Here is a 19,446-nt window from a genome sequence, read left to right as displayed (position 1 = left end):
CCACCGGCGGCAGGCTGTCCGGCGTGACGCGGTTTGCCAGCCCCTGTTCGTTGTAGGCGTGTTTCGTCTCATGCTGCCACAGCAGTTCCCCCGTCTCCGGGTTCTCCACCGTCTGCCGTTCGCCGGTCAGGCGGCCCTTATCGTCGTAGCCGTAGTGGACAGCGACACGGTGGCCTTCGCTCAGGTGGCTGATGTCTGTCAGCCAGCCGTGGTCATCATACTGCCACTGCTCTGCCGGTTCGCCGTTCACCGTGCGGTGAGTGATACGGTCCGATTCATCGTAGTACCAGAGGGTGACAAGCCCCTCATCTTCACTCTGCGTGAGTTTTCCGGTCAGGTCATAATGATAACGTTGCGTCCGCCCGTCAAAGCCGCCCTGCTGTACCAACCGGTCCAGCGCATCGTAGCTGAAGTCGCTGTGGCTGCCGTTCTCGTTAGTCAGACTGATGACACGTCCGGCAGCATCGTACTCCATACTGCGCGTCAGCCCGCCCTGCGTGGTGCTGACCGCCTTTCCCCACGCATCGTACTGTGTCTCGCTCCGGTTGCCGTCCGGGGTGATAACGGCAGTCAGGTCGCCTGCGGCGTTGTACTCATACTGCGTTTCACGGCCCTGTGCGTCTTTCACCGAGGTTAACCGGCCACGGTTGTCATAGTGGCGGTAAAGGCTGATACCTTCCTCGCGGTGAACCGCCGTCATCTGGCCGAAGCGGTCGTATTCATAGCGGGTCTGGTAGCCCGAGCAGTCAGTGAACGCCAGCAACTGCCCGTAGCGGCTCCACGTCATCTGCCGGGTGCTGCCCGTCGCATCCGTTGTCGTCGCCGGTAACTCACTGTGCGCGTCATCGTAGCGGTAGCGTACTGTCTCCCCGCTGCGCGATGTCTCCGATACCAGCCTGCCCGGTTCATCATATTCCCGGCGGCTCTCCAGCCCGTCCGGGGACACCACCGCCGTCAGCTGGTTCCCGTCGTTATAGTAAAATTTCGTCTCCCGCCCGTCCGGCGTGGTGATGTCCGTGATATCGCCTGACACCACATTCAGACCGTACTCTGTCCGCCGTCCCGCCGCGTCCGTCTGCGCCGTGAGCCTTCCTGCCGCGTCATACCCGCTGTGCGTGACGCTGCCGTCCGCCAGTTCTTTTTTCACCACCCGCTTCAGCCCGGCCCCGCCTTCTGTATGCAGCACCTCACGCCGGTTCAGGCTGTCCGTGACGGTGATGCGATCCTGCTCATACTGGTAGCGGTAACTCAGGCCTGCCGGGTTAAGTTGCTCCACCACCCGCCCCGCATCGTCGTAGCGGTAGCGCATCTCCGGCCTGCCTGCATAACGGTGCGCCACCATCCGGCCCGGGTGCTGCGCGTCATACGTGAAAGCGCGCACCTGCGTATTGCTGCGGTCATATACCGCCAGCAGTTCACCGGCTTCCGTATATGTGTACCGCACCAGTGGCGCAGCGGGCAGGCTCTCCGGGTATGCCGGGTCGTGCATCAGCCACACCGCCGAAAGGCGGATACCCCTGTCGGGGCCGTATTCGGTTCCGGGCAGTGTGTCGGGGAACGCTGAGGCTGAGAGAGGGCGGGAACTGTCAGAAGAAGATAGCGAAGAGGTGCGGGCATATTCCCGGCGGCTCTCCAGCCCGTCCGGGGACACCACCGCCGTCAGCTGGTTCCCGTCGTTATAGTAAAATTTCGTCTCCCGCCCGTCCGGTGTGGTGATGTCCGTGATATCGCCTGACACCACATTCAGACCGTACTCTGTCCGCCGTCCCGCCGCGTCCGTCTGCGCCGTGAGCCTTCCTGCCGCGTCATACCCGCTGTGCGTGACGCTGCCGTCCGCCAGTTCTTTTTTCACCACCCGCTTCAGCCCGGCCCCGCCTTCTGTATGCAGCACCTCACGCCGGTTCAGGCTGTCCGTGACGGTGATGCGGTCCTGCTCATACTGGTAGCGGTAACTCAGGCCTGCCGGGTTCAGCTGCTCCACCACCCGCCCGGTATCGTCGTAGCGGTAGCGCATCTCCGGCCTTCCCGCGTAACGGTGCGCCACCATCCGGCCCGGGTGCTGCGCGTCATACGTGAAAGCGCGCACCTGCGTATTGCTGCGGTCATATACCGCCAGCAGTTCACCGGCTTCCGTATACGTGTACCGCGCCAGTGGCGCACCGGGCAGGCTTTCCGGGTATGCCGGGTCGTGCATCAGCCACACCGCCGAAAGACGGATGCCCCTGTCGGGGCCGTATTCGGTACCGGGCAGTGTGTCAGGGAACGGTGAGGCTGAGAGAGGGCGGGAACTGTCAGAAGAAGATAGCGAAGAGGTGCGGGCCTCTTCCGCCCGCTGTGCCTGTGTGGTCAGTACCAGACGGAACTCACGCCCGGCACCGTCCGTCACGCCGGTGATTTCCCCGGCCAGGTCGCCTGCGGCCTCACGCCGGTACGTCAGCGTCCGCCCGAAACGGTCTGCCAGCCCGGTAAGCACCCGGTACGGCGGCAGCGGCGCTGGCAGTACGTCCTCAGCACCCGGCACCCGCTCAGACCACCCCAGTATCCACCACGGCCCCTGTGCGCTGTTGGTCGCCAGGTAAAGATGCGGGCTTAACCGGATATCCGGCGGCAGCGACGCCCACAGCCGCGCCAGCGTATGGCCGTCCGGCTGTGCTGCCTTACCACCGTCGCCAGGTAAAGATGCGGGCTTAACCGGATATCCGGCGGCAGCGCCCCCCACAGCCGCGCCAGCGTATGGCCGTCCGGCTGTGCTGCCTTACCGCCACGCACCAGCCACATTGACTCACTGCGGCTGTACACCGCCTCCCCCGGCAGCAGCGGCTCAAAGTGAATGCTCCGCCCGCCGTTGTCGTTGAGTATCAGTCCGTCATCACGTAGCTGTAAGCGGATATCAGAAGGCGCTTTCCAGCCGGGGCCGAAAACGCCCACCGGTGCAGGCGTCTTCGTCCGGTAGCTGCTGTAGGTGCGGGAGAGAATGAACGGCAGCGGGCCGGGCAGCGCAAGGTCCGTCTCGCCGGGCAGCACCTTCGCCCCCAGCAGCGGATTTACCGGGTTGCCCGAAGTCATCCCGCCCGGACACACCGAGCACGCCACGCCGGTGGGCGCGCCAATTCTTACACCTGCCGAACCCTGGACAATGGGACCGCCATACTGAGTCATATCTCCCTGACGCGCCGCTGGTTTTCCGCTCATGATTCAAATTCCTTCTTCTGTTTATTTTTAATGCTGGTTTGTTACTGAATTCCGAACAGGTACGGGATCAGTACTCTCTCATATCCGGCGTATCCTGCTTTTCATCAGGGGTCTTCGGTGGGGATTTCGAGGCTGCACAGTTCCAGTTAATCAACAGTGAGTCACCATTAACCTGCTCCTTACCCTGCAAATGAATTTTTGTGCCGTTGAGAAAAATTTGTCCGTCCTTCGTCAGCACCAGCCTTGCCTTACCACAGCAGAGCTCCAGATGCTCACCGGCGGAGTAAATCGCGGTCTGCCCGGTATCATCCTTTTTCGTTTTACCAACGGTGAAGGTAACGTTATTTCCGACTTTGACGTCATAACCCAGCCCGACCCTCAACGATTTATGCAAACCGATCTGCGAGGACTGCATCAGTGCCACCGAGGTGTTCATAATGCCACCTACCGTCGTCTGATACGTCACGCCCACGGTCAGCGCACGAACAAGTCCAATCGTTTCCACCTGAACAGAACCCACTTTAATTATCTGGTTACTGCCCACCGTCTCTATCTGGTTAACACCCACCGTCTGTATCTGATTGTTGGTAACCGCAATCATCTGATTGTTGCCAATGGTTTCAGCATGGTTGTTTATCACATCAGTGGTGCGGTTATTCAGCACCTCGGTGTTCATGTTCTTCTGCGCGTGGATGTAGACCTGTTCTTTCCCTGTCGCATCGTCAAACTTCAGTTCATTAAACCCGCTGCCCTTATAGGTTTTCGAGCGGATCGTCATCTGCGTCTTCGTCCCCGGCAGGCTGCCGGGTGTGCGGTTTTCATGGTGGTAGGTACGCCCCATAATAATCGGCTGGTCCGGGTCGCCGTTGAGGAAGTCCACAATCACCTCCTGACCCACTCGCGGTATCGCCAGGTTGCCAAAGCCGGTGCCTGCCCACGCCTGTGCCACACGGATCCAGCATGAACTGTCCTGGTTTGACGGGTTATAGCGGTCCCAGTTAAATTTCACCCGCACGCGGCCATGTTCATCACAGAAGATTTCCTCGCCTGCCGGTCCCGTCACGACGGCGCTCTGCGGGCCGTCCACCAGCGGTTTCAGCAACGGCTGTGGTCGCCATGTTCTGTCTGCCGGTATTACCGCAAAATGGTTATCCAGCGTGGTGCCTGAACCCCTGCGTCCCGGTACCGCCTGCGGCTGTTCGCCGTGAAGATCGCTCGCCACCACCTGCCATTCCCGGTTCAGGTTCGCCTGCGGATGCCCCGTCAGCGCAATTCGCCGTCCCGGCCATATCTCCGGAGAACGGCTTGTTCCGCGCGCCACTTCGGCGTTGTTTCGCCAGCCATCCATCTGCCAGCGGGCAAAGTTCTGCCCGTGGGCCCCCTTGAAACGTCCGGGGTAGTCATACACTTCATACTGTGTGCGCTGGTAATCCTGGTGCTGGCCTTCCTGACAAAGTGAATGCTCCGCCCGCCGTTGTCGTTGAGTATCAGTCCGTCATCACGTAGCTGTAAGCGGATATCAGAAGGCGCTTTCCAGCCGGGGCCAAAAATTCCCACCGGCGCAGGCGTCTTCGTCCGGTAGCTGCTGTAGGTGCGGGAGAGAATGAACGGCAGCGGGTCGGGCAGCGCAAGGTCCGTCTCGCCGGGCTGTACTTTTGCACCGAGCAGCGGGTTCACCGGGTTGCCCGAGGTCATCCCGCCCGGACACACCGAGCACGCCACGCCAGTTGGCGCGCCAATTCTTACACCTGCCGAACCCTGGACAATGGGACCGCCATACTGAGTCATATCTCCCTGACGCGCCGCTGGTTTTCCGCTCATATAAAGTGCCCTTTTAGTTATTGTTCATATCCCTGTGTTAGCAACAAAAAAAATAAAATGACACACAAGACCAGCTAATGTATTTATATATTTTTCACATAAACTTATTTGTTCTCAATCAACAACAACTGTTATTACAGGTCACTTTCAATATTTTATTAAACTAAAATTTTTAGCACAGATGAATTCATCATCAACAAATTCACTATATGGATAATATCCATTCAACGCATATGATTTATGATTTTATTAGTCTAAGTTATTTTTGTAGGGCTATATTTAAAATTATTAAACTCCACCGATTCAGATTAATATCAGCAATAGAAAGATAGGAAATCACCAATTCAATAACATCATCAATGAAACATATTGTAGAATTAATTTAAACAAGGCGTTCCATTCAACCAGAACGCCCCTTATTTACTCTCATCACCCCGCAAACTGCCTGAACAGCGCCTTACCCTTAACCAGTCGCGCACCCAGCCAGCCGCCGAAAAGCGACAGCAGCAGCGCACCGCTGCACGGCAGAACAATCCACAATCGCCAGTCTGGCTCCCACGGGAAATCAAACACTTTCGCCTGCAACACTGCCAGTGCCGTTTCCGCACCAATTGCGGCCACCAGGCCGGAAACAAACCCAAGCATGGCGAACTCACACCACAATGTCGTGCGCAGCAGTTTTTTCCCCGCACCGAGTGTGCGCCATACCACCAGCTCCTGATGACGCTGGCGCATTCCCACCTGCACCTGTGCCAGCAACAGCAACATACCGCAGGCGGTGACCAGCACCACCATCACCTCCAGCGCCCGACTTACCTGCTCCAGCACCTGACCGACCTGTTTTAAAATCGCGCCAATATCTAACAGGCTAATGGTCGGGAACTGGCGGTTGAGTTGCGTCAACATGCCGTTGCCATTCTCCCAGCGGAAACTGGTAAGCCAGCTCTGCGGTTGCCCGTCTAATGCCCCTTCCGGGAAAATAAAATAGAAATTAGGCCGCAGACTTTCCCAGTCCACTTTGCGCAGGCTGGTCACTTTAGCGCGGAACTCCTGGGTATCGCCCATAAAAGTCACGGTATCACCGAGGGCAACGTTTAAGCGTTTCGCCAGCCCCTCTTCCATCGACACTTCATCGGCTTTTGGCGGCCAGTTACCGGCGACAATCGGATTATGATCGGGCCGCGTATTTTGCCAGGTAAGATTGAGTTCGCGATTAAGCGCCTCATCTTCATTACCTTCTGTCGGCTTATCGTTAATCGCCGTCAGCCGCGCCCGCACTACCGGATAAAATGATTCCGGGACTATCTGATGTTCCGCGAGGAACGCTTTTAGCGGTTCTACCTGTTCTGTGGCAATGTTAATTAAAAAGTAGTTCGGGCTTTCTGGAGGTAGCTGCTGCTGCCAGCGGTCAAGCAGATCGCCACGCAATACCAGCAACAGCGCCAGCAGCATAAAGGAGAGCGAAAATGCCGAAAGCTGGCTTAATGTTGACCACGGCTGACGTAACAGGCGGCTAACCGCCAGGCGCAGAGGTAGCGATTTCAGCGTCATGCGGCGAAGTACATTCAGCAGCATCCAGCCCAGCACACCGCACAGCAAAGCCAGTACTACCGCGCCCGCCAGCACCGCCCAAAGCAGCATGCTGCCACCCATTAATCCGGCGAGCAGCAGCACAACCACCACACTGACAATCGGCAGATAAAACTTCAGCGGCCAGACGTTCGCTACCACATCATTACGTAATACGCGTAAAGGCTGCGTTGCCAGCAACAGGCGGTACGGTCGTAGCCCCACCAGCAGCGAGATGACCGTCATGGTACCCAGCGCCCACAGCCACGGCCAGAGGCTGGCTGGCGGTAGTGCAGCAGGCAGAACGGGCTTGAGCAGCACCATCAACACGTTTTCGAACAACAGGCCTATCGCCCCACCGGTAACGGCTGAAAGCGCCAGCACCATCAACCACTGACCGACGATTTGCTTACGCAGTTGCGCTCGCCCTGCCCCCAGCGTTTTGAGGATCGCCACCAGATCGTAGCGACTGCGACAGTAATGATTCATCGCTACCGCCACCGCTGCCACTGCCAGCAGCAAGGTCAGAAGCGCCGAAAGCAGCAGGAACTGTTGCGAGCGTTCCATCGATCGCCCCAGCGCGCCTTCGTCCTGTTCCAGACCGTACCAGCGTTGTTCGGGTTTAAGCTGAGGTAACAACCATTTCTCATAGCCGTCGAGCTGGTTCTCGTTGCCGCCGAATTTATAACGCCAGGTGACCCGACTCCCCGGCTGCACGGCTCCGGTTTTATCGACATCCGCCAGATTCATCATCAGACGCGGAGCCATCTGGAAGGGGTTAACACCGGAATCCGGTTCCTGAATCACTTCTCCGGCAATCCGCAAGGTGGCATCGCCCACGTCAATGGTGTCGCCCGTTTTCAGGTTAAGCAGTGCCATCAGGCGTGGGGCCAGCAATACGCTGCCCGCCTGCGGTTTCAGGCCAGGGGGATTAGTTTGCAGATCGCCATACATCGGGTAGATATCATCCACCGCTTTGACGTTCGCCAGCTGCGGTGTGTCGCCTGCAAAGGTCATTGTGGCGAAAGTCAGCTGCTTGCCGACTTTCAGGCCGCGCTTTTGCGCTTCCTCCAGCCATGCTTGCGGCACTTCGCGCGAACTGCGCAACGCCCGATCGCCCGCCATAAACTCACGGCTTTGCTGGCTTAAGCCCTTCTCCATGCGATCACTGATATTGCCCAGCGCCAGCACGCAGGCCACCGCCAGGCTTAGCGCCAGCCAGACAATTAATAGCGACGGCGAACGCCATTCGCGCCAGAACCAACGTGCAATCATGCTTCCTCCTGCAACTGCCCGTTCACCAGCCGTAAGCAGCGGTCGCAGCGTGCCGCCAGTTGCAGGTCGTGGGTCACCATAATCAACGTGGTGCCATGTTCACGGTTGAGGGAAAACAGCAGGTCGGCAATTTTATCGCCCGTCTGGCGGTCAAGGTTGCCGGTGGGTTCGTCGGCAAACAGCACATCAGGTCGACCATTAAAGGCTCGTGCCAGCGCCACTCGTTGCTGTTCACCGCCGGAAAGCTGTGCCGGAAGATGATCCAGACGTTTACCCAGCCCTAACTGTTCGAGCAACGCTTTCGCCCCGTTACGACTTTCCGCGCTACTCTCACCGCGCAGCAGAGCCGGAAGCTCGACGTTTTCCAGCGCGTTAAGGGTAGGAATTAACATAAATGACTGAAAAACAAAGCCGACGTGCTTCGCGCGCAACTTTGCCCGCGCTTCTTCGTCCATATTATGTAGCGGTTGTCCCACCAGACTCACTTCGCCACTGCTGCCGTCATCAAGCCCGGCGAGGATCGCCAGCAAGGTTGACTTACCCGATCCCGACTCGCCCACCAGTGCGATGGTCTCGCCACGTTTGACAACCAGCTCAACTCCGGTGAGGATGGAGAGTTCATGCTCCCCCTGACCGACGGACTTCTTAAGATGATGAACTTCAACAATGTTTTCCGCTGGCATTTGCCCTTCCTGTTCCTGGTCCTGTTAACCTTCCGTGCCGCCGCAGCGGACACGTTATTGATTCTGGGTGATAGCCTGAGCGCCGGGTATCGAATGTCTGCCAGCGCGGCCTGGCCTGCCTTGTTGAATGATAAGTGGCAGAGTAAAACGTCGGTAGTTAATGCCAGCATCAGCGGCGACACCTCGCAACAAGGACTGGCGCGCCTTCCGGCTCTGCTGAAACAGCATCAGCCGCGCTGGGTGCTGGTTGAACTGGGCGGCAATGACGGTTTGCGTGGTTTTCAGCCACAGCAAACCGAGCAAACGCTGCGCCAGATTTTGCAGGATGTCAAAGCCGCCAACGCTGAACCATTGTTAATGCAAATACGTCTGCCTGCAAACTATGGTCGCCGTTATAATGAAGCCTTTAGCGCCATTTACCCCAAACTCGCCAAAGAGTTTGATGTTCCGCTGCTGCCCTTTTTTATGGAAGAGGTCTACCTCAAGCCACAATGGATGCAGGATGACGGTATTCATCCCAACCGCGACGCCCAGCCGTTTATTGCCGACTGGATGGCGAAGCAGTTGCAGCCTTTAGTAAATCATGACTCATAAAGCAACGGAGATCCTGACAGGTAAAGTTATGCAAAAATCGGTCTTAATTACCGGATGTTCCAGTGGAATTGGCCTGGAAAGCGCGCTCGAATTAAAACGCCAGGGTTTTCATGTGCTGGCAGGTTGCCGAAAACCGGATGATGTTGAGCGTATGAACAACATGGGATTTACCGGCGTGTTGATCGATCTGGATTCACCAGAAAGTGTTGATCGCGCAGCAGACGAGGTGATCGCCCTGACCGATAATTGTCTGTATGGGATCTTTAACAATGCCGGATTCGGCATGTATGGCCCCCTTTCCACCATCAGCCGTGCGCAGATGGAACAGCAGTTTTCCGCCAACTTTTTCGGCGCACACCAGCTCACCATGCGCCTGTTACCCGCGATGTTACCGCACGGTGAAGGGCGTATTGTGATGACATCATCGGTGATGGGATTAATCTCCACGCCGGGTCGTGGCGCTTACGCGGCCAGTAAATATGCGCTGGAGGCGTGGTCAGACGCGCTGCGCATGGAGCTACGCCACAGCGGAATTAAAGTCAGCCTGATCGAACCCGGTCCCATTCGTACTCGCTTCACCGACAACGTCAACCAGACGCAAAGTGATAAACCAGTCGAAAATCCCGGCATCGCCGCCCGCTTTACGTTGGGACCGGAAGCGGTGGTGGACAAAGTACGCCATGCTTTTATTAGCGAGAAGCCGAAGATGCGCTATCCGGTAACGCTGGTGACCTGGGCAGTAATGGTGCTTAAGCGCCTGCTGCCGGGGCGCGTGATGGACAAAATATTGCAGGGGTGAGTTGAAGCGCGCGCTTAAGCCCCCATGTCAAAGAAAATATCGACAACAGAGAGCGACTCCATGTCCGTAGAAAATATTGTCAACATTAACGAATCTAACCTGCAACAGGTTCTTGAACAGTCGATGACCACTCCGGTGCTGTTCTATTTTTGGTCTGAACGTAGCCAGCACTGTTTGCAGTTAACCCCGATCCTGGAAAGCCTCGCGGCGCAGTACAACGGGCAATTTATTCTGGCGAAGCTGGACTGTGACGCGGAGCAGATGATTGCCGCCCAGTTTGGTCTGCGCGCGATTCCGACCGTGTATCTGTTCCAGAACGGGCAACCGGTAGATGGCTTCCAGGGGCCGCAACCGGAAGAGGCGATCCGCGCCCTGCTGGATAAAGTGCTGCCGCGCGAAGAAGAGCTGAAAGCGCAGCAGGCGATGCAACTGATGCAGGAAGGCAATTACACCGATGCCCTGCCATTGCTGAAAGACGCCTGGCAGTTGTCGAATCAGAACGGGGAGATCGGCCTGCTGCTGGCAGAAACGCTGATTGCGCTGAACCGTTCTGAAGATGCGGAAGCGGTGCTGAAAACCATTCCGTTGCAGGATCAGGACACCCGCTACCAGGGGCTGGTGGCGCAAATCGAACTGCTGAAGCAGGCGGCTGATACGCCGGAAATTCAACAGTTGCAACAGCAGGTGGCGGAGAATCCAGAAGATGCCGCACTGGCGACGCAACTGGCTCTGCAACTGCACCAGGTTGGGCGCAATGAAGAGGCGCTGGAGTTGCTGTTCGGGCATCTGCGTAAAGATCTCACCGCCGCAGACGGTCAGACGCGTAAAACGTTCCAGGAGATCCTCGCTGCGCTGGGTACGGGTGATGCACTGGCGTCGAAGTATCGCCGCCAGCTGTATGCATTGTTGTATTGATATTCCGTTGATCGGCACATGAACCACAACGCCGGATGCGATGCTGCGCATCCGGCATCGCATCATTTCTTCTTCAATTGCGTCACCACCAACTGGTGGCGCGAATTATAAAACTTACGATAGGTTAAATAGCAGGCAATAATGGTCGACAAGCTGGCGGTTGAGAGCAGCATAAAGGTCACCATAATCTGATATTTAATCGCCTTCACCGGATCAATCCCGGCAAATATCAGCCCGGACATCATTCCTGGTAAACTCACTAAGCCAACCGTTTTTGCTGAATCGACCGTCGGAATTAAAGCCGCGCGAATACTGTCGCGAATCAATATCGCTGAAGCCTGCTTCGGCGTCGCACCAAGACTCAGTTTCTCCTGAATCTGTTGCTGTTCGCTAATGACCCGTTGCCCTAAATTGTTGTAACACAACCCCACCGCTACCATGGCGTTACCGGCAATCATCCCGGCGATAGGGATCACCTGCATCGGGATAAATTCAATCGACCCAGAGAGAATCAGCACCGCCAGGGTAATTCCCGCCCCGACCGTAATGGCAATAAACGATGAGATAAAAGCTTTAGCAATATATTTACTGCGTTTTTGCGCGTTCCACGCCGCATTAAAGCAGATAAATAACACCATCAATAATGTCAGGCTGGCATCATCCACGCTGAAAATATACTTCAGCACATAGCCGACAATAATCAGCTGAATTATCGCTCGCCCGACGCTCCAGAAAATATCTTTCTCCAGCGCCAGTTTTTCTTTATGGCTAATTAAGATTGCCACCACCACCAGCATTAATGCCAGTGCCAATGATTCGTTAGTAATATTATGCGAGTTCATAGCGTGCTTCCTGCATTTCTCCGGCATGCGGTTGCAGTGTAATCACTTTATCCGCATGATTAATTTCGTCTTTATCGTGTGTCACCCACAGCACGGCAATATTTTGCTCGCGCACATAACGATGGATCATCTCATTAACGTTATGTTTATTACTTTCATCCAGCGCACTGGTGATTTCATCCAGCAATAAAACCTTCGGCATAAATTGCAGGTTACGAATCAGTGAGATGCGTTGTTTTTCACCACCAGATAGCTCGGCGATATTTTTCGTCAAAATGCTGTCCGGCAAAGCGAAGCGTTCGAGAAAATCGAGAAAAATGGCCGGGTCAGGCTGCTGGTTACGGATCTGCCAGGGAAAGATCAGATTATCGTATACCGTATCGCCAAACAGCGTCGGCGTCTGGGCGCAGTAAGAGACTTGCTGGCGGTAGATTTCTGGCTTTAGTGTGCTGACATCCTCACCTTCAAACAGTAACGTTCCGCTGGTTGGGCTGATCAATGAAGCAACTATTTTTAGCAGCGTACTTTTGCCACAACCGGAAGGACCGGTAATTAACTTAAATTCGCCAGCACGCAGCGAAAAATTGATGTTATTAAGAATCTTCGCATCACCCGCCAGATATCCTACGTTTTGTAGCTGAAGCAAAGGACTATTTTCCTGCATCACTGTTCCCTTTTTCTGATTTTTACTAAAAACAGTTTATCCTTCGCAGGAATAAGGGGGAACTCTCTTTCAGTAATCAGGTATAATTTGTTTAATCAAGCAGCAATTTTGCTGATTATGGACGGTACAACAGGAGGTTTTTCCGATGCTTATCTTTATCCCGATTCTCATTTTTGTCGCGCTGGTCATTGTCGGCGCGGGCGTCAAAATCGTGCCGCAGGGCTATCAATGGACGGTAGAACGTTTTGGTCGCTATACCAAAACGTTACAGCCGGGGCTCAGTCTGGTGGTGCCGTTTATGGATCGCATTGGTCGCAAGATCAATATGATGGAGCAAGTGCTCGATATCCCTTCCCAGGAAGTTATCTCGAAAGATAACGCCAACGTTACCATCGACGCAGTCTGTTTTATTCAGGTGATTGACGCGCCGCGCGCGGCTTATGAAGTCAGCAATCTGGAGCTGGCGATCATCAACCTGACCATGACTAACATCCGTACCGTGTTGGGTTCAATGGAACTTGACGAAATGCTCTCTCAGCGCGACAGCATCAACTCACGCCTGCTGCGTATTGTCGATGAAGCCACCAACCCGTGGGGGATTAAAGTCACCCGTATTGAAATTCGCGACGTGCGCCCACCGGCAGAGCTTATCTCTTCAATGAACGCGCAGATGAAAGCGGAACGTACCAAACGCGCTTACATCCTTGAAGCGGAAGGGATCCGTCAGGCGGAAATACTCAAAGCGGAAGGTGAAAAACAGTCGCAAATTCTGAAAGCGGAAGGTGAACGTCAGTCGGCATTCTTACAGGCCGAAGCGCGTGAACGTTCTGCCGAAGCAGAAGCCCGCGCCACCAAAATGGTATCTGAAGCCATTGCCTCCGGTGATATTCAGGCGGTGAACTACTTCGTAGCGCAGAAATACACCGAAGCGTTACAGCAGATCGGTTCCTCCAGTAACAGCAAAGTAGTGATGATGCCATTAGAGGCCAGCAGCCTGATGGGGTCGATTGCCGGGATTGCCGAGCTGGTGAAAGACAGCGCCAACAAACGGACTCAGCCATGATGGAGTTAATGGTCGTTCATCCACATATTTTCTGGCTCAGTCTCGGCGGGTTGCTGCTGGCAGCCGAGATGCTGGGCGGAAATGGTTATTTGCTGTGGAGCGGCGTGTCAGCGGTGATTACCGGCCTGGTGGTCTGGCTGGTGCCGCTGGGTTGGGAGTGGCAAGGGGTGATGTTTGCCATCCTGACGCTGCTCGCCGCCTGGCTGTGGTGGAAATGGTTGTCGCGGCGGGTGCGCGAACAAAAGCACAGCGATAGTCATTTAAACCAGCGCGGGCAGCAGCTGATTGGCCGACGTTTTGTGCTGGAATCTCCGCTGGTCAACGGGCGCGGTCATATGCGCGTCGGTGACAGTTCATGGCCTGTCAGCGCCAGCGAGGATCTCGGTGCAGGTACGCATGTTGAAGTCATTGCGATAGAAGGGATAACCCTACATATCCGAGCCGTCTCGTCTTAATCACCCTGCCCGATGATGACAGCAGCCGGAGAGATTTTCGATAATCGGGCAGTCGGCGCTGTCATCGCCAGGGCAGGCATTCGCCAGTGCCAGCAGCTGGTCGCGCATGGATTGCAGCTCCTCAATGTGTCGTTCGATCTCCGCCACCTTCTCCAGCGTGCGCCGTTTGACGTCGGCGCTGTGCCGCTGCGGGTCGTTAAACAGATTCACCAGCTCGCCGCTCTCTTCCAGGTTAAAGCCCACCTGCCGTGCCTGGCGCAGTAAGGTCAGTTCGTTGAGATGCTGCTGCGTGTAGGTGCGATAACCGTTTTCGCTGCGCATCGGCGGCGTCACCAGCCCCTTCTCTTCATAGAAGCGAATGGCTTTGCTGGTCAGGCCGGTAATTTTTGCTACATCGCTGATGTTCATCGTTCGCGCAACGCCTCCTGTGCTTTGTTAAAGGGTTTCAACAGATATTCAAGCACGTTTTTTTGCCAGTGCGAATATCGACCGCCACCACAATAATACAGGAAGTACTGCGCACAGAGAGATGTTATACGGTTTTATTGCGCTTCATGACCATTGCCACAATAAGGCTGAGTAAGAGTGAGCCAATAATCCATATCAACGCACGGCTACCCTGGGACCACAGGCTGTAGATAAAGCCAACGATCACCAACAACATCACCAACGTACCAACGATAAGAATCGGCAACGAGGCGTGAATATCATGACGCAGGCGGATCGCCACCACAAACACCGCCAGGTAGCAAATCAAAAAGGTGGCGCTGGCAACACTGGCGAGTGAGCCTAAATTTAGCGCCGCCGTCATCAGCATAATCAACACCACGACAATGATGTTGCCCCAGGTACTCTGCCGCCACAGGGATTTATTCATTAGCTTCGGCAGTTCGCGTTCGCTGCCCATGTTGTCCATGATGTTAAACACGGCGAACAGGTTCGCGTTAATGGCTGAAGCCGTCGCCAGTAAAGCGCCGATGACGACGATCACATAACCCACATGTCCGAGCAGCGGAGAAGCAGCCTGCGCTACGGCGGTATCGGCATATTTTTCTAACTCTAATGCCGATACATCGCTAAGCAAAACCAGTGCCAGCGAGATATAAAGCAACGTGGTAACGCCAATCGCCACCAGAAACGCCCGCGGCATAATGACCTGCGGATCTTTCACTTTATCCGCCGCGTTCGCCATCATGCCAAAGCCCGCATAGGCAAGGAAGGTTATCCCGATACAGGAGAAGAACGCACCGGAGCTGGGGGGCGCAGAGACGGAAATATGCGCCGGTTGCAGCGACCAGACACCGGCAATAATCAGCAATAACAGGATCATCATTTTAATGCCGACGAGGATCACTTCCAGCCGCCCTACCGCATGGTTGCTTAAGGAGTTGAAAAGCGTCATCACCGCAATGATCCCCAACGCGTAGAGCAAAATAAGGTGCTCCTCCTGGCTGCCTTCATGCAAAAACTGCACGGCATAAGCGCCAAAAGCACGGGCGACCATGGCGATGCTCACCGCCAGCGTCAACAGGTACAGTAACGAGAGCGCCAGCGAAAAGACGCCGTTGCCTAATCCGCGACGAAAGAAGTCGATAATGCCGCCATTGCTGGGATAGCTCGCCCCCAGACGCGCATAGGCATAACCGGAAAACATCGCCACAATACCGCCAAAAGCAAAGGCGACCCAGGTCGAGGCTTCCATTAGCAATGCAGCCTGCCCCAGCAGCGCGAAGATCCCCGCCCCCACCATTGCCCCAATGCCGATGGAAACGACGTTCCATAGACCGAGAGGTTTGTTACCGTTATTACCTTCCGTGTTCATCATGATCAGCCCTTAAACACGTTATAGCCGAGTTGCTTAGCGACCGATGCCACCATTTTTTGACCGCGAACACTGTTGCCTTCTTCGTCCAGCGGTGGTGAGAACGCGGCAATTCCCATCACGCCAGGGACGACCGCCAGAATACCGCCACCTACACCGCTTTTGCCCGGTAAACCAACGCGATACGCCCAGTCACCGGAGCGACCATACAGCCCTTCCATCATCATTTCGGCCAGAATGTACGGCACGTTGTCGGCCTGAAGAACGCGTTTATGCGTCAGCGGATTCACACCACCCGCCGCCAGCGTCGCGCCAAGCGTTGCCAGTTCAACAGTATTGATGAGCGTGGAGCACTGACGGGTGTACACGTCACAGGCTTCCATTGCATCACAATAGAGATATCCGGCGGAGTACAGCAGCCAGGCAATGGCCCGGTTATGGAAGTTGGTTGTTTGTTCCGACTGGTTGACTTCATCAGAGAGCGCTACCTGCTCACCAGCCAGTTGCTGTTGGATATGTAAAATTCGCTGCCAGCGTTGTTCAATATTTTCAGCGTTAATCAGGCTGGTGGTGGCAATAGCGCCAGCATTTACCAGTGGCGACAGTGGTTTGCCGCCATGCAACTCTAAGGCGATAACTGAGTTAAAGGGCAATCCGGTCGGGTCAGCGCCAATTTTGTCCTGTACCGCCTGCGGGCCGACATCTTCTAACGCAAGGGCTAACGTACAGACTTTCGAGATGGATTCCAGCGCAAAGCGGTAATCACTATCACCCGCGCGATAGATGTTGCCATCGCAGGTCACAATAGCCACTGCTGCCAGTTGACCAGGCACATTCGCCAGAAAGGGAATGTAGTCGGCATTTTGTCCGCCGTTAAGTGAGTGAAATTGGGTGTAAGCCTGATCCACTGCCTGCTGTAATTTGTTTGCATCTAACATCTTTTGTTAACTCCTTTTTATAGATGCGGGAGGTAATTCCTCACCCCGGTGCCGATTTTCAGGCATCTTGATTTAACTTAGCACCCGCAACTTAACTTCAGGAAAACAAAGAGATAAATGTCTAATCCTGATGCAAATTGAGCCAATTTTTTAATCTTTACGGACTTTTACTCGCCTGGTTTATTAATTTCTTGACCTTCCCCTTGCTGGAAGGTTTAACCTTTATCACAGCCAGTCAAAACTGTCTTAAAGGAGTGTTTTATGTCACAAACTATCGACCTGACCCTGGACGGCCTGTCCTGCGGTCACTGCGTTAAACGCGTGAAAGAAAGTCTCGAACAGCGCCCGGATGTGGAACAAGCGGATGTGTCTATCACTGAAGCGCACGTTACCGGGACTGCCAGTGCAGAACAGCTGATCGAAACCATCAAACAAGCGGGTTATGACGCATCTGTAAGCCACCCAAAGGCTAAACCGCTGGCGGAGTTATCAATCCCGTCGGAAGCACTGACAGCGGTTTCTGAGGCGCTTCCGGCAGCGACCGCCGATGACGATGACAGCCAGCAGTTGCTGCTGAGCGGCATGAGCTGCGCCAGCTGTGTCACCCGCGTACAAAATGCGCTGCAAAGCGTACCGGGCGTCACTCAGGCACGGGTAAACCTGGCGGAGCGTACTGCGCTGGTGATGGGCAGTGCCTCCCCACAAGATTTAGTGCAGGCGGTGGAAAAAGCGGGCTACGGCGCGGAAGCGATTGAAGATGACGCGAAACGCCGTGAGCGCCAGCAGGAAACCGCCGTTGCTACGATGAAGCGCTTCCGCTGGCAGGCAATTGTCGCACTGGCGGTGGGTATCCCGGTGATGGTCTGGGGGATGATTGGCGATAACATGATGGTCACCGCTGACAACCGCAGCCTGTGGTTGGTTATCGGCCTGATAACCCTGGCGGTGATGGTTTTCGCCGGCGGCCATTTTTACCGCAGTGCATGGAAAAGCCTGCTGAACGGTGCAGCGACGATGGATACGCTGGTGGCGCTGGGTACTGGCGTGGCGTGGCTCTATTCGATGAGCGTCAACCTGTGGCCGCAGTGGTTCCCGATGGAAGCGCGACATCTTTATTACGAAGCCAGCGCGATGATTATCGGTCTGATCAATCTCGGCCATATGCTGGAAGCACGCGCACGTCAGCGTTCTTCTAAGGCGCTGGAGAAATTACTCGATTTAACCCCACCGACGGCGCGCCTGGTTACTGACGAAGGTGAAAAAAGCGTGCCTCTGGCGGAAGTGCAGCCAGGTATGTTGCTGCGCCTGACGACCGGCGATCGCGTGCCGGTAGATGGCGAGATTACCCAGGGCGAAGCATGGCTGGATGAAGCGATGCTGACGGGCGAACCAATCCCGCAGCAAAAAGGCGAAGGCGAAAGCGTCCATGCCGGGACAGTGGTACAGGACGGTAGCGTGCTGTTTCGTGCCAGTGCGGTTGGCAGCCATACCACGCTGTCACGGATCATTCGCATGGTGCGCCAGGCCCAGAGCAGCAAGCCAGAAATCGGTCAGCTGGCGGATAAAATCTCAGCCGTATTTGTACCTGTGGTGGTGGTGATTGCGCTGGTCAGTGCGGCAATCTGGTACTTCTTTGGTCCGGCACCGCAAATTGTTTATACCCTGGTGATTGCCACCACGGTACTGATTATCGCCTGTCCGTGTGCGCTGGGGCTGGCGACGCCGATGTCGATTATTTCCGGCGTCGGGCGGGCGGCTGAGTTTGGCGTGCTGGTGCGGGACGCCGACGCGCTGCAACGCGCCAGTACACTCGATACCGTCGTGTTCGATAAAACCGGGACGCTGACCGAAGGGAAGCCGCAGGTTGTCGCAGTGAAAACGTTTACTGATGTTGATGAAGCGCAGGCATTGCGTCTGGCGGCGGCACTGGAGCAAGGTTCCAGCCATCCGCTGGCACGGGCGATCCTCGATAAAGCAGGTGATATGCAGCTGCCGCAGGTCAACGGTTTCCGCACATTGCGCGGGCTGGGCGTGAGCGGTGAAGCTGAAGGTCATGCGTTATTGCTGGGCAATCAGGCGCTGTTAAATGAGCAACAGGTTGGTACCAAAGCTATCGAAGCGGAGATTACTGCTCAGGCATCGCAAGGAGCAACGCCTGTGCTGCTGGCGATTGACGGGAAAGCAGTAGCCCTGCTGGCTGTACGCGATCCGTTGCGTAGTGATAGCGTGGCGGCGCTGCAACGCCTGCATAAAGCGGGATATCGTCTGGTGATGTTGACCGGGGATAACCCAACCACCGCCAATGCGATCGCCAAAGAAGCTGGAATTGATGAAGTGATTGCCGGAGTGCTGCCGGACGGTAAAGCCGAAGCGATCAAACGTCTGCAAAGTGAAGGACGTCAGGTGGCAATGGTGGGCGACGGCATTAACGACGCGCCAGCGCTGGCCCAGGCGGATGTCGGCATTGCGATGGGTGGCGGCAGTGATGTTGCCATTGAAACCGCGGCGATTACCCTGATGCGCCATAGCCTGATGGGCGTTGCGGATGCGCTCGCGATTTCCCGCGCAACGCTGCGCAACATGAAGCAGAACCTGCTCGGTGCCTTTATCTACAACAGCATCGGTATTCCGGTCGCCGCCGGTATTTTGTGGCCGTTTACTGGAACACTGCTTAACCCGGTAGTTGCCGGAGCGGCAATGGCGCTCTCGTCGATTACCGTAGTGAGTAACGCCAACCGGTTGCTGCGGTTTAAACCGAAGGAATAAGTACGTCATTGCGGATGCGCTGCTTTAGGGCGGCGCATTTGGCATCGA

The 19,446-nt window shown here is 55.6% G+C and carries 14 protein-coding genes and 4 pseudogenes; 6 read left to right on the top strand and 12 right to left on the bottom strand.

The window, feature by feature from the left end; all coding sequences use genetic code 11:
* From FTE26_RS20175 to ybbA, 6 genes and pseudogenes are all read right to left on the bottom strand, one after another.
* Window positions 1-1,792, bottom strand: a pseudogene (locus tag FTE26_RS20175) (RHS element protein); the annotation flags it as partial.
* A 797-nt stretch (window positions 1,793-2,589) separates the two neighbouring features.
* On the bottom strand, window positions 2,590-3,192 hold the full coding sequence (locus FTE26_RS20170; protein WP_442899510.1) for a DUF6531 domain-containing protein: 603 nt from the start codon (window positions 3,190-3,192) through the stop codon (window positions 2,590-2,592).
* Between the two features lie 67 nt (window positions 3,193-3,259).
* A pseudogene (gene tssI, locus FTE26_RS04810) lies at window positions 3,260-4,642 on the bottom strand (type VI secretion system tip protein TssI/VgrG); the annotation flags it as partial.
* 2 nt (window positions 4,643-4,644) lie between these two features.
* Window positions 4,645-5,013, bottom strand: a pseudogene (locus tag FTE26_RS04805) (DUF6531 domain-containing protein); the annotation flags it as partial.
* A 429-nt stretch (window positions 5,014-5,442) separates the two neighbouring features.
* Entirely contained in the window at window positions 5,443-7,857 is a 2,415-nt protein-coding gene (gene ybbP, locus FTE26_RS04800) for a putative ABC transporter permease subunit YbbP (RefSeq protein ID WP_000561908.1), read from the bottom strand.
* Window positions 7,854-8,540 carry a putative ABC transporter ATP-binding protein YbbA gene (gene ybbA / locus FTE26_RS04795; RefSeq protein ID WP_001110573.1) on the bottom strand — a complete coding sequence of 229 codons (687 nt, stop codon included), beginning with the start codon at window positions 8,538-8,540 and terminating at the stop codon, window positions 7,854-7,856. The genes ybbP and ybbA overlap by 4 nt, the downstream gene beginning before the upstream one ends.
* Here ybbA and tesA point away from each other — a divergent pair.
* Genes tesA through cnoX form a run of 3 tightly spaced genes read left to right on the top strand, consistent with a single transcriptional unit; the run spans window position 8,511 to window position 10,848 of the window.
* The gene (tesA, locus tag FTE26_RS04790; protein ID WP_001295836.1) at window positions 8,511-9,134 is read left to right on the top strand and encodes a multifunctional acyl-CoA thioesterase I/protease I/lysophospholipase L1; all 624 of its coding nucleotides are present in this window, start codon (window positions 8,511-8,513) and stop codon (window positions 9,132-9,134) included. The two genes, ybbA and tesA, sit on opposite strands and share 30 nt — an antisense overlap.
* On the top strand, window positions 9,124-9,933 hold the full coding sequence (ybbO, locus tag FTE26_RS04785) for an NADP(+)-dependent aldehyde reductase (protein WP_000148941.1): 810 nt from the start codon (window positions 9,124-9,126) through the stop codon (window positions 9,931-9,933). Before tesA ends, ybbO begins: the two co-directional genes overlap by 11 nt.
* A gap of 60 nt (window positions 9,934-9,993) precedes the next feature.
* Window positions 9,994-10,848: a chaperedoxin gene (gene cnoX / locus FTE26_RS04780; protein WP_001295322.1), complete on the top strand. Its 855-nt coding sequence runs from the start codon at window positions 9,994-9,996 to the stop codon at window positions 10,846-10,848.
* Window positions 10,849-10,910: 62 nt separating this feature from the next.
* Here the strand turns inward: cnoX and fetB are convergent, their stop codons facing one another.
* On the bottom strand, window positions 10,911-11,690 hold the full coding sequence (gene fetB / locus FTE26_RS04775; protein WP_001297299.1) for an iron efflux ABC transporter permease subunit FetB: 780 nt from the start codon (window positions 11,688-11,690) through the stop codon (window positions 10,911-10,913).
* The gene (fetA, locus tag FTE26_RS04770; protein ID WP_001157535.1) at window positions 11,677-12,354 is read right to left on the bottom strand and encodes an iron efflux ABC transporter ATP-binding subunit FetA; all 678 of its coding nucleotides are present in this window, start codon (window positions 12,352-12,354) and stop codon (window positions 11,677-11,679) included. Before fetA ends, fetB begins: the two co-directional genes overlap by 14 nt.
* 145 nt (window positions 12,355-12,499) lie before the next feature.
* Here fetA and FTE26_RS04765 point away from each other — a divergent pair, with 145 nt between their 5' ends.
* Window positions 12,500-13,417 (top strand): SPFH domain-containing protein, encoded by a 918-nt coding sequence (locus tag FTE26_RS04765; RefSeq protein WP_000904502.1) that lies wholly within the window; start codon window positions 12,500-12,502, stop codon window positions 13,415-13,417.
* Window positions 13,414-13,872, top strand: a complete 459-nt coding sequence (locus tag FTE26_RS04760) for an NfeD family protein (protein WP_000970335.1) — start codon at window positions 13,414-13,416, stop codon at window positions 13,870-13,872. The genes FTE26_RS04765 and FTE26_RS04760 overlap by 4 nt, the downstream gene beginning before the upstream one ends.
* On the opposite strand, the gene cueR is transcribed toward FTE26_RS04760, so the two are convergent.
* The 4 genes and pseudogenes from cueR to glsA form a co-directional block, all read right to left on the bottom strand.
* Window positions 13,873-14,280, bottom strand: a complete 408-nt coding sequence (cueR, locus tag FTE26_RS04755) for a Cu(I)-responsive transcriptional regulator (RefSeq protein ID WP_001026747.1) — start codon at window positions 14,278-14,280, stop codon at window positions 13,873-13,875. It abuts the gene before it with no gap.
* Window positions 14,277-14,374: pseudogene (locus FTE26_RS04750) on the bottom strand (hypothetical protein); the annotation flags it as partial. The pseudogene FTE26_RS04750 and the gene cueR, both read right to left, overlap by 4 nt.
* Window positions 14,375-14,404: 30 nt before the next feature.
* A complete protein-coding gene (locus FTE26_RS04745; protein ID WP_000982172.1) occupies window positions 14,405-15,697 on the bottom strand; it encodes an APC family permease in 1,293 nt (430 codons plus the stop codon).
* Window positions 15,698-15,699: 2 nt separating this feature from the next.
* Complete coding sequence (glsA, locus tag FTE26_RS04740) at window positions 15,700-16,632, bottom strand: glutaminase A (RefSeq protein WP_000883019.1); 933 nt, start codon at window positions 16,630-16,632, stop codon at window positions 15,700-15,702.
* A 261-nt stretch (window positions 16,633-16,893) separates the two neighbouring features.
* On the opposite strand from glsA, the gene copA reads away from it, so the two are divergent.
* A complete protein-coding gene (gene copA / locus FTE26_RS04735; RefSeq protein WP_272457512.1) occupies window positions 16,894-19,398 on the top strand; it encodes a copper-exporting P-type ATPase CopA in 2,505 nt (834 codons plus the stop codon).
* The last annotated feature ends 48 nt before the right edge of the window (window positions 19,399-19,446 follow it).

The sequence above is a fragment of the Escherichia sp. S10b genome (assembly GCF_028421345.1).
In the GTDB taxonomy this organism is placed as follows: domain Bacteria; phylum Pseudomonadota; class Gammaproteobacteria; order Enterobacterales; family Enterobacteriaceae; genus ECMA0423.
This window is presented reverse-complemented; position numbering and strand designations above follow the sequence as displayed.